The sequence below is a fragment of the Demequina mangrovi genome, from assembly GCF_000759715.1.
Taxonomy (GTDB): Bacteria; Actinomycetota; Actinomycetes; order Actinomycetales; family Demequinaceae; genus Demequina; species Demequina mangrovi.
The window spans coordinates 19,636-29,561 of the sequence record NZ_BBLU01000023.1 but is presented as its reverse complement, the minus strand read 5'-3'; the positions used below and the strand labels follow the sequence as shown (position 1 = coordinate 29,561).

Sequence of the window (9,926 nt, the reverse complement as noted above, 5' to 3'; positions counted from 1 at the left end):
TGCGCGAGGGGGGAGTTGAACCCCCACGCCCTTTCGGGCACACGGACCTGAACCGTGCGCGTCTGCCTATTCCGCCACTCGCGCGCGCCGGGTAACTCTAGCACGATTCGGACAGCGTCCCTGACACCCGGCCAGGCCGGGGACGATGCCCGTGAGCGGCTAGCGGCGGAAGGACGCGACGGTCTCCTGCAGCGAGGCGGTGAGCTCCGCGAGCTCGGCCACCGCGGCGTCCGCCTCGGCGATCACGGAGGCGCCGTGCGCGGACGCGGCGGCCAGCGACGCGATCGACCCCGCGATGTCCCCCGAGCCGGTCGCGGCCTCCGTGACCCCGCGGCGCATCTCGGCCGTGGTCGCCGTCTGCTCCTCCACCGCCGACGCGATGGTGAGCTGGAAGTCGTTGATCTGCTTCACGATCGCGCTGATCTCGCCGATCGCCTCCACGGCGCCACCGGTGTCCTCCTGGATCGCGCTGACACGGCGTGCGACCTCCTCGGTCGCCTTCGCGGTCTCCTGCGCCAGGTCCTTGACCTCCGACGCGACGACCGCGAAGCCCTTGCCGGCCTCGCCCGCGCGCGCCGCCTCGATGGTCGCGTTCAGGGCCAGCAGGTTGGTCTGCTCCGCGATGGACGAGATCACCTTGATGACCTCGCCGATCTCCTGCGACGACGCCCCGAGGCGCCCGACCTTCTCGTTGGTGGACTCGGCCACGTCGGTCGCCTGCGCGGCGACACGAGCAGCCTCGTTCGCGTTGTGCGAGATCTCCTTGATCGACGCACCCATCTGCTCCGCGCCGGACGCGACCGCCTGAACGCTGCGGTTCACCTCGTCCGCGGCGGCGGCCGCGCCCGAGGCGCGCTCGGACGCCTGGCGGGTGCCCTCGCCGACCTCGGCGTTCGCCGCGGTGAGCGAGCGCGCCGAGTCCGCGAGCGTCGTCGCCGTGCTCTCGATCCCCATGATGAGCGCGCGTAGCGAGGCAGCGGTGCGGTCGAGCGCGGCGGACATGTCGCCGAGCTCGTCGTTCGACGTGAGGCCGGCGGTCGCGGTGAACCGACCCATCGCAGCCGCCTCGATGGTCTCGGTGAGCTTGCGCGTCGCACGGGTGATGCGCGTCGCGAGCACCAGGCCGATGACGGACGTGCCGGCGACGGCCGCCACCAGGGCGGTGAGGATGATGGCACGCGCGGCACCCACGCTCGCCGCCGGGTCGTCTGCGAGGGCCTGGACCTCGCGGAGCGCGAGCAGGCACACGCCGACGACGAGCAGCACGCCGGTGCCGAAGGCTCCGAGGATCTGCGCCATCAGGGGGACACGAGGGCCGCGGCGCGGCGCGGCGTCGGAAGCGGTGGTCATGATTCTCCAAGGGGACTCGTGGCGCAGCAGCGCCGAGGCGGGGATGCCGCGGGAGGCCCGGCGTCGCGCCGGGCCTCCCGCCGCCGTACTAGTAGGTGAAGGTGGCGACCTTGGCGCGCAGGCCGGCGGACAGCTCGGCGAGCTCCCTGACGGACGTGCCGATCTGGTCGCGCACAACCGCCTGCTCGCCGGCCGCCTGCGCAAGCGCGGTGATGGTCCCGGCGATGCCGGACGAGCCGGTCGCGGCCTCGGCCACGCCACGGCTCATCTCGGCGGTGGTCGCCGTCTGCTCCTCCACCGCCGACGCGATGGTGAGCTGGAAGTCGTTGATCTGCTTCACGATCGCGCTGATCTCGCCGATCGCCTCCACGGCGCCACCGGTGTCCTCCTGGATCGCGCTGACACGGCGTGCGACCTCCTCAGTCGCCTTCGCGGTCTCCTGCGCCAGGTCCTTGACCTCCGACGCGACGACCGCGAAGCCCTTGCCGGCCTCACCCGCGCGGGCCGCCTCGATGGTCGCGTTCAGGGCCAGCAGATTCGTCTGCTCCGCGATGGACGAGATCACCTTGATGACCTCGCCGATCTCCTGCGACGACGCCCCGAGGCGCCCGACCTTCTCGTTGGTGGACTCGGCCACGTCGGTCGCCTGCGCGGCGACGCGAGCAGCCTCGTTCGCATTGTGCGAGATCTCCTTGATCGACGCACCCATCTGCTCCGCACCCGACGCCACCGCCTGAACGCTGCGACTCACCTCATCGGCAGACGACGCCACGACCGAGGCACCCGCGACAGTCTGCTGGGACGACGCGTCGACCTGCGCATTCGCCGCAGACAGCTCCTCCGCCGCAGCCGCCACCGTCACCGCCGACGACACCACACCCGCCATCGTCTCCCGCAGCGACGACTGCGCCCGGGCGAGCGAGCGCGCCATGTCGCCGATCTCATCGCTGCTGTCGATGCTCACGTCGACGGTGAGGTCACCGTCGGCCATCGCCTGCGTCACGTCCTTGAGCCGACGGACGCTGCCCCCGATGCGGCGGGTCATGATCACGCCCAGCAGGATGCCGTGCGCCACGCCGATCGCGGCGAGGACGACGAAGACCAGGACGACGGTCTGAGCGTGCGCCTCGGTCGAGGCGATCTCATCGGCGGTCATCGCCGCGACCTGATCTGCGGCGCTCTCGAGCGCCTCCTGCACCGACGAGTTGAAGATCACGAAGTTGACGTCGTCGGCGCTGGTCATGCCCGAGGCCTTGAGCGTCTCCCACGCCGCGACCATCTCCTGGTCCTCGACGAACGCCTCGCCGAACGCGTGCGCATAGTCCGCGGTGAAGTCGGTGTACGCGTCGTCGAACTCCTGCAGCGTCGTGGCGTCGATCGTCAGCGCCATGCCCTGCACCCGCACCTGCCACAGCGCCTCGTTGAGGTCGTACAGAGACGTGTGGACCGCGTCGACGTCCTCGATCGCGTCGACCTCGTCGGCCCCCTGCAGGCTGAGCTGGATGCCGCCGAGGAGTGCGAGGCCGATGATCATGAGCGACTCGAAGCCGAACACGAGGAAGAAGCGCTGCCCTAGGGTGAAGCGCCGCCGGCCCCTGGGCTCGACGGGCGTCTGAGCCTCGTCGACCTCGTCGACAGGCGTCTCAACGTGGGTCATGGGGGGTGTCCTTTCAGAACATGGTGTCGGTGCGCGCACCGCCGGACGATGCGCGCACCGAGTCGAGCGCCCGACGGTCGCCGGGGCGCGGGGCGGGGGTCTAGTAGGTGAAGGTGGCGACCTTGGCGCGCAGGTCGGCGGACAGCTCGGCGAGCTCCGCGACCGAGGCGCCCATCTGGGCGAGAGTGGTGGACGCCTCCGCGGAGGACTCCGCGACGCTCGCGATCGACCCGGCGATGTCTCCGGACCCGGTCGCGGCCTCCGCCACGCCGCGCGACATCTCCGCCGTCGTCGCGGTCTGCTCCTCCACCGCCGAGGCGATGGTGAGCTGGAAGTCGTTGATCTGCTTCACGATGGTCGAGATCTCACCGATCGCCTCCACGGCGCCACCGGTGTCCTCCTGGATCGCGCTGACACGACGGGCGACCTCCTCGGTCGCCTTCGCGGTCTCCTGCGCCAGGTCCTTGACCTCCGACGCGACGACCGCGAAGCCCTTGCCGGCCTCACCCGCGCGGGCCGCCTCGATGGTCGCGTTCAGGGCCAGCAGATTCGTCTGCTCCGCGATGGAGGAGATCACCTTGATCACATCACCGATCTCCTGGCTCGAGACGCCCAGGCGCCCGACCTTCTCGTTGGTCGACTCCGCCACACCCGTGGCCTGAGCCGCCACCCGAGCGGCCTCGTTCGCGTTGTGCGCGATCTCCTTGATCGACGCACCCATCTGCTCCGCACCCGACGCCACCGCCTGCACGCTGCGGTTCACCTCGTCGGCGGCGTTCGCCACCACGCCGGCCCTGGCTGACGTCTCCTGCGACCCCGCCGACACCTGCGCATTCGCCGCCGACAGCTCCTCCGCCGCAGCCGCCACCGTCACCGCCGACGACACCACACCCGCCATCGTCTCCCGCAGCGACGACTGCGCCCGGGCGAGCGAGCGCGCCATGTCCCCCACCTCATCGTTCGACCGCACCTGCGCGGTCGCCGTGAGGTCACCCTCCGCCAGCGCGTCCAGGGCCACGTTGACCTTGGCCATCGCGCGGGTGAACCGGAGGGACAGCGACGTCCCGACCCCGATGCAGCCGAGGAGCGCGATCGAGGAGACCACCATGAGGATCGCCTTGGCTGCCACGGTGCTGTCGTGGGACACCGCGAGCGCTGCTGCCGCCTGCTCTTCGACCTGGGCGCGCATCTGGGCGATCGCGTCGGTGATCTGGTGACCGAGCGCCTCGAGCTCCGCCGCCGGCGTCGGCGCGACGCCGGAACCGGCCTCGTAGGGAAGGGTCACCGCCTCAGCGAACTGCGCCCACGCGGCGAGGGCCGCCTCGTCCGCCGCGATGGGCTCCCCGAAGCGCTCCTCGAAGAGCGCGGCGTACGCCTCGAGCGCGGCGTTCGCCTCGTCGACGTGCGCGTACTGCTCGGCCAGCGGCTCCGCCAGCTCGGACTGCGGAAGCGTCGCCAGGTAGAAGCCGTGAGTACGGACCTCCCAGACGGCGTCGGCAAGCTCGCCGATCGCCGCGTCCGCCGCCGAGACGTTCTCCAGGGCGCGCCTCGCCTCTGAGCCCTGCGCATCGAGCCGGGTGAGCGAGATGACGCTCATCGTCGCGACGAGCACGAAGAGCAGCCCGAAGGCGAGCCCCAGGCGGGCCTTGAGCGTGAAGCGCGGCCCGATGGGCTGCAGCTCGGCGGTCGGGTGGTCCATGGTTCTCCCTCGAATATCGAGTGAAACGGCAACGAGTGCCCTTTCCCCTGTCTGATCGGCCGCCGGCGAGCGATGTTAAGGCTCACACGACTGCCGTTGAACCAGGAACGATGCGGCGCCCGGCACGCGTCCGGGCACCGCACGCTCCTGCTGTTTCGGGGACTCGAAAAGCGGGTTCAGTAGGTGAAGGTGGCGACCTTGGCGCGCAGGTCGGCGGACAGCTCGGCGAGCTCCGCGACCGAGGCGCCCATCTGCTCGAGCGTGGTCGACGCCTCGATCGAGGACTGCGCCACCGAGGAGATCGACCCGGCGATGTCGCCGGAGCCGGTCGCGGCCTCGGCCACACCACGGCTCATCTCGGCCGTGGTCGCGGTCTGCTCCTCGACCGCCGAGGCGATGGTGAGCTGGAAGTCGTTGATCTGCTTCACGATCGCGCTGATCTCGCCGATCGCCTCCACCGCGCCGCCGGTGTCCTCCTGGATCGCCGAGACCCTGCGCGCGACTTCCTCGGTCGCCTTCGCCGTCTCCTGCGCCAGATCCTTCACCTCACCGGCCACGACCGCGAAGCCCTTGCCGGCCTCGCCGGCCCTGGCGGCCTCGATGGTCGCGTTCAACGCCAGCAGGTTCGTCTGCTCGGCAATGGACGAGATCACCTTGATCACATCACCGATCTCCTGCGAAGACGCACCCAGACGACCGATCTTCTCGTTCGTGGACTCCGCGACCGACGTGGCCTGCGCGGCCACACGCGACGCCTCGTTCGCATGATGCGAGATCTCCTTGATCGACGCACCCATCTGCTCCGCACCCGACGCCACCGCCTGCACGCTGCGGTTCACCTCATCAGCGGCGTTCGCCACCACACCCGCACGCGCGGACGTCTCCTGCGATCCGGCCGACACCTGCGCATTCGCCGCCGACAGCTCCTCCGCCGCAGCCGCCACCGTCACCGCCGACGACACCACACCCGCCATCGTCTCCCGCAGCGACGACTGCGCCTGCGTGAGGAGGTGGGCCATCTCGCCCATCTCGTCGCGGCTGCGGACCTGGGGCTCGACGGTGAGATCGCCGTCCGCGAGCGCCTTGATCGCGTCCTTGAGCGCAGCGGAGTTGCGGCGGATGCGACGCGCCACCACCACGCCGGCGGCGATGCCGCCGGCCAGGCCGATGACGGTGATGATGACGAACATCCGCTGTGCGGAGGCCGCCTGGGCCGCCGTGGTGGCCAGCCGGTCCTCGAGCCGCTGATCGACGAAGCGCGAGAACTCTCCGAGCTGCGAGTCGAGAGTCACGCCGAAGCCGCCGGTCGCGGTGCCGCTGGTGGCACCCGTCGACGTGATCTTCGCGGTGCCGTCCACGAGCGCGGCCGCCTTGTAGCCCTCCCACGTCTGCTGGACCAGGTCGACGCTGGGGAGCGGCTCACCGAAGGTCTCCGCGTAGTCGGACGTGAACGCGGCCAGCCGCTCCTCGAAGACGGCGAAGCTGGCCTTGAGGTCGTCGATACGCGCGGCGGCCTGGCCGCGCGTCGCTGCGTCGATCCTGAGGCTTGCGGCGCGCGAGCTCCACAGCGCATCGCGGAGCTCGATCATCGACTCGGAGAGCTGCCCCTCCGCGGCGATCATCTCCTCGTCCGCCTCGTGGACCAGCTCGAGCGCGCCGTTCGCGACGGTGCCGGTCGTCAACAGCGCGACCACCACCGCTCCGACCGCGGTGAACACCTGCACGGGAAGCGTGAACCGGAAGCGACGGTGGCCCGGCTCGACAGGGGGGTTTTCCATGTTCTCTCCATCCATTGAGAGGTTGCGACGGGGACTCCGATCCGTCCGTGGATCGGGCTGAAAGGCACTAGTACGTGAAGGTGGCGACCTTCGCGCGCAGGTCGGCGGACAGCTCGGCGAGCTCCGCGACCGAGGCGCCCATCTGGGCGAGAGTGGTGGACGCCTCCGCGGAGGACTCCGCCACGGTCGCGATGGACCCGGCGATGTCTCCGGACCCGGTCGCGGCCTCGGCCACGCCACGCGACATCTCCGCCGTCGTCGCGGTCTGCTCCTCCACCGCCGACGCGATGGTGAGCTGGAAGTCGTTGATCTGCTTCACGATGGTCGAGATCTCACCGATCGCCTCCACGGCACCGCCGGTGTCCTCCTGGATCGCCGAGACCCTGCGCGCGACCTCCTCGGTCGCCTTCGCCGTCTCCTGCGCCAGATCCTTCACCTCACCCGCGACCACGGCGAAGCCCTTGCCCGCCTCGCCGGCCCTGGCCGCCTCGATCGTCGCGTTCAGCGCCAGCAGGTTCGTCTGCTCGGCAATGGACGAGATCACCTTGATCACGTCACCGATCTCCTGCGACGACGCACCCAGACGACCGACCTTCTCCGTGGTCGACTCCGCCACACCCGTGGCCTGAGCCGCCACCCGAGCGGCCTCGTTCGCGTTGTGCGCAATCTCCTTGATCGACGCACCCATCTGCTCCGCACCCGACGCCACCGCCTGCACGCTGCGGTTCACCTCGTCAGCAGCGTTCGCCACCACACCCGCACGCGCGGACGTCTCCTGCGACCCCGCCGACACCTGCGCATTCGCCGCCGACAGCTCCTCCGCCGCAGCCGCCACCGTCACCGCCGACGACACCACACCCGCCATCGTCTCCCTGAGCGACGACTGCGCCCGGGCGAGCGAGCGCGCCATGTCGCCCACCTCATCGTTCGACCGCACCTCGGCCTCGACCGTGAGATCACCGTCCGCCAGCGCGTCGATCGCGACCTTGAGCTCGCCCGCCGCGCCGGTGATCCGGCGCGCGAGCACGATCCCGAGACCCATGGCGAGGACGATGCCCGCGACCACGATGGCGGTGAGCACCACCGCGACACGGTTGACCTCGGCGTCGGCCGCCTCGATCCCGGCGACGACCTGCGGGCCGATCTGCTCGGTGAGCGAGCTCACGGCCGCGACCATCGCGTCGCCCAGCTCGGCGCGCTCCTCCTTCGAGATGATCTCGCCGCTGTACGCGGGGTCGAAGGCCGAGGCCTGGGCCAGCTTGTAGCGCTCGTAGGTCGCGATGCCGGCGCCGCCGTCGTCCGCGAGCGGCACGCCGAAGAGCTCCTCGAAGGTCGCCCCCAGCGTCGCGAACTCGGCCTCGAACTCGCCCTGGAGCTGCTGAAGCGTGGCGTAGGCGGCCGCCTGGTCCGCGGGCTCGACCGCCCGCAGGCGCAGGCTCTGCGCGCGCATCTGCCAGAACGCGTCCGTCAGCTCGGCGACCGCCATGTCCGCGCGGTACGCGCGCTCGGTCACGGCCTGCTGGCTGTCGCCCTGCGCATGCATCTGCGCGATCGAGAACACGCCCACCGCGGCGAGGATCGCGACGACGGCGCCGAAGGCGCCGAGGATCTTCGCGGTGAGAGGGAAGCGCCGGCGCGCGGCGTCGGGGGCGGACTGAGCAGCGTCCATGAGTCTCTCCAAGGGTCTCCGGTCACACGGGGGGTGACACTGTTCTCATCGGTCCGCCGCGCGCGGTGGTAAGCGTTCGCGACCCCGCACCGCGGAGCGCCCGCATCGGCGCTCCCGTCCTCACATCGCGCCGCCCGTCGCCGATAGGGCCCGGGAGACCTGCACGAGGGGGGCCAGTGGAAGCGATCAGCGCGATCACGCAGCGCATCAGCGAGATCCAGACGCGCATGGGCGCTACCGCGCCCATCCCGGCCGCGATCGCCTCGCTCCAGGCGAGCACGACGACGAGCACCGCGACCGCTGCCACCCTGGCGGCCACCTCCACGCTGGACGGAACATCGTCCCTGGTCTCCGGCCTGACCGGAGCGACGGGATCGACTGCGACGACGTTCGCGGACCTTCTCGCGGCCTCGACCACGGGCCTCGACCCGCTCGCCTCCGCGGCGGCGCTGCTCAACTCGGACGGCGTGCCGGTCGCGCTCGCCGGGTACGGCAACGGCCTGATCCCGGAGGAGGCGCTGAGCCCCATCGCCGGATCCACCGAGCGGCTGTGGACGCCCGCGGCGGAGCAGCTCGACCAGCTGATCGCCGATGCGGCCGCGGACGGCATCTCCATCGGCGTCACCGACGGGTATCGCGACTACGACGCGCAGGTCGCCGTCGCCGCCAGCAAGGGGCTGTACCTCAACGGCGGCCTCGCCGCCGTGCCTGGCACCAGCCAGCACGGGTGGGGCCTCGCGGCGGACCTCGACCTCGACGCGGACGCGCTCGCCTGGATGCGGGCGCACGCCCGAGAGTACGGGTTCGTCGAGGCCGTCGACCGCGAGCCCTGGCACTGGGAGTTCCAGCCCGCCGCATGACATCGGCCGCGCCCCCGAGGGGACGCGGCCGTGCCGAAGGTCGGGAGGATGCGGATCAGTAGGCGACCACCACCGAGATCCTCCCGGACCCGTAGCCCTGGATCTCGAGCCCGCCGTCGATGCGGCTGCCTTGGAGCAGGCACAGGTCGTTGACGTCCGCGGGCAGCGTCTCGCGCGGCGCGAACGTCTCGAGCAGCCGCAGGTGCGGCGTGTCCGGCTTGTTGAACATGGACGCCGCGACGTTGAGGATCTCCGCGGAGTTGTCGAACATCGCGGGCGTGACGAGCCCGTCCTTGACGGCGCTCTCCGCGCCCACCTGGGGCATGAGCGCGATCGCCGAGCCGGCGCGCGCGGTCAGCGCGATGTCCATGAGGGCGACCGCGGCGAGGTTGCCGAGGTCGTCGACGTACATCGCGACGGTCGCGCCGTCGAGCGGGTCGACACGCTTGGCGTTACCGTCCCACTCGACCTCGCGGCCGAGCATGCCGGCGAACAGCTCACGGACCTCGAACGCGCTCGGGACGGGCGTCGGGCGCAGGGCGGTGGCGCTCATCCGATGAAGGGGTCGATGGTCTCGCGGAAGATGTCCGCGGTGAACGGCTTGGCGATGAGGAACAGCGCGCCCGCCTGGTCCGCCTGCTCGCGCATCTGGGGCGAGCCCTCGGACGTCACGAACGCGAACGGCGTCTCGTTGCCCTCCGCGCGCAGCGAGCGCAGCAGGTCGATGCCCGTCATGTTCGGCATGTTCCAGTCGGAGAGCACGAAGTCGGGCTGGGACGCGCGGATCTTGCCCAGCGCATCGGCCCCGTCCTCGGCCTCCTCGATGTCCCACCAGTCGTAGCCCGCCTGGCGCAGGGTACGGATCACGATCTGCCGCATCACGCGGCTGTCATCGGCGACGACCACCTTCATG

General features: G+C 70.9%; 8 protein-coding genes and 1 tRNA gene. 1 reads left to right on the top strand and 8 read right to left on the bottom strand.

The features are described 5' to 3' along the window. From TR42_RS13765 to TR42_RS13740, 6 genes are all read right to left on the bottom strand, one after another. Window positions 1–84 (bottom strand) — tRNA-Leu (locus TR42_RS13765). Between the two features lie 75 nt (window positions 85–159). Continuing rightward, window positions 160–1,350 (bottom strand): methyl-accepting chemotaxis protein, encoded by a 1,191-nt coding sequence (locus TR42_RS13760; protein WP_081953421.1) that lies wholly within the window; start codon window positions 1,348–1,350, stop codon window positions 160–162. Window positions 1,351–1,438: 88 nt separating this feature from the next. Continuing rightward, a complete protein-coding gene (locus tag TR42_RS13755; RefSeq protein ID WP_081953420.1) occupies window positions 1,439–3,007 on the bottom strand; it encodes a methyl-accepting chemotaxis protein in 1,569 nt (522 codons plus the stop codon). Between the two features lie 100 nt (window positions 3,008–3,107). Continuing rightward, window positions 3,108–4,706 carry a methyl-accepting chemotaxis protein gene (locus TR42_RS13750; RefSeq protein ID WP_042216895.1) on the bottom strand — a complete coding sequence of 533 codons (1,599 nt, stop codon included), beginning with the start codon at window positions 4,704–4,706 and terminating at the stop codon, window positions 3,108–3,110. A 176-nt stretch (window positions 4,707–4,882) separates the two neighbouring features. Continuing rightward, a complete protein-coding gene (locus TR42_RS13745; protein ID WP_081953419.1) occupies window positions 4,883–6,484 on the bottom strand; it encodes a methyl-accepting chemotaxis protein in 1,602 nt (533 codons plus the stop codon). Window positions 6,485–6,551: 67 nt separating this feature from the next. After that, on the bottom strand, window positions 6,552–8,153 hold the full coding sequence (locus TR42_RS13740) for a methyl-accepting chemotaxis protein (protein ID WP_042216892.1): 1,602 nt from the start codon (window positions 8,151–8,153) through the stop codon (window positions 6,552–6,554). A gap of 176 nt (window positions 8,154–8,329) precedes the next feature. Between TR42_RS13740 and TR42_RS13735 the strand changes: the two genes are divergently transcribed. Further along, window positions 8,330–9,013, top strand: coding sequence for a M15 family metallopeptidase (locus tag TR42_RS13735; RefSeq protein WP_042216890.1), 684 nt, complete (start codon window positions 8,330–8,332; stop codon window positions 9,011–9,013). 55 nt (window positions 9,014–9,068) lie between these two features. Here TR42_RS13735 and TR42_RS13730 read toward each other — a convergent pair whose 3' ends face one another. Continuing rightward, window positions 9,069–9,566 (bottom strand): hypothetical protein, encoded by a 498-nt coding sequence (locus tag TR42_RS13730; protein ID WP_042216887.1) that lies wholly within the window; start codon window positions 9,564–9,566, stop codon window positions 9,069–9,071. Further along, window positions 9,563–9,925 carry a response regulator gene (locus tag TR42_RS13725; protein ID WP_042216885.1) on the bottom strand — a complete coding sequence of 121 codons (363 nt, stop codon included), beginning with the start codon at window positions 9,923–9,925 and terminating at the stop codon, window positions 9,563–9,565. Before TR42_RS13725 ends, TR42_RS13730 begins: the two co-directional genes overlap by 4 nt. Window position 9,926: the final 1 nt, after the last annotated feature.

What these genes read in the sequence shown, in the direction of transcription:
- TR42_RS13740 (WP_042216892.1), bottom strand. Translation starts at nt 8,153, where the DNA reads ATGGACGCTGCTCAGTCCGCCCCCGACGCCGCGCGCCGGCGCTTCCCT.
- TR42_RS13745 (WP_081953419.1), bottom strand. Translation starts at nt 6,484, where the DNA reads ATGGAAAACCCCCCTGTCGAGCCGGGCCACCGTCGCTTCCGGTTCACG.
- TR42_RS13760 (WP_081953421.1), bottom strand. Translation starts at nt 1,350, where the DNA reads ATGACCACCGCTTCCGACGCCGCGCCGCGCCGCGGCCCTCGTGTCCCC.
- TR42_RS13725 (WP_042216885.1), bottom strand. Translation starts at nt 9,925, where the DNA reads ATGAAGGTGGTCGTCGCCGATGACAGCCGCGTGATGCGGCAGATCGTG.
- TR42_RS13730 (WP_042216887.1), bottom strand. Translation starts at nt 9,566, where the DNA reads ATGAGCGCCACCGCCCTGCGCCCGACGCCCGTCCCGAGCGCGTTCGAG.
- TR42_RS13750 (WP_042216895.1), bottom strand. Translation starts at nt 4,706, where the DNA reads ATGGACCACCCGACCGCCGAGCTGCAGCCCATCGGGCCGCGCTTCACG.
- TR42_RS13755 (WP_081953420.1), bottom strand. Translation starts at nt 3,007, where the DNA reads ATGACCCACGTTGAGACGCCTGTCGACGAGGTCGACGAGGCTCAGACG.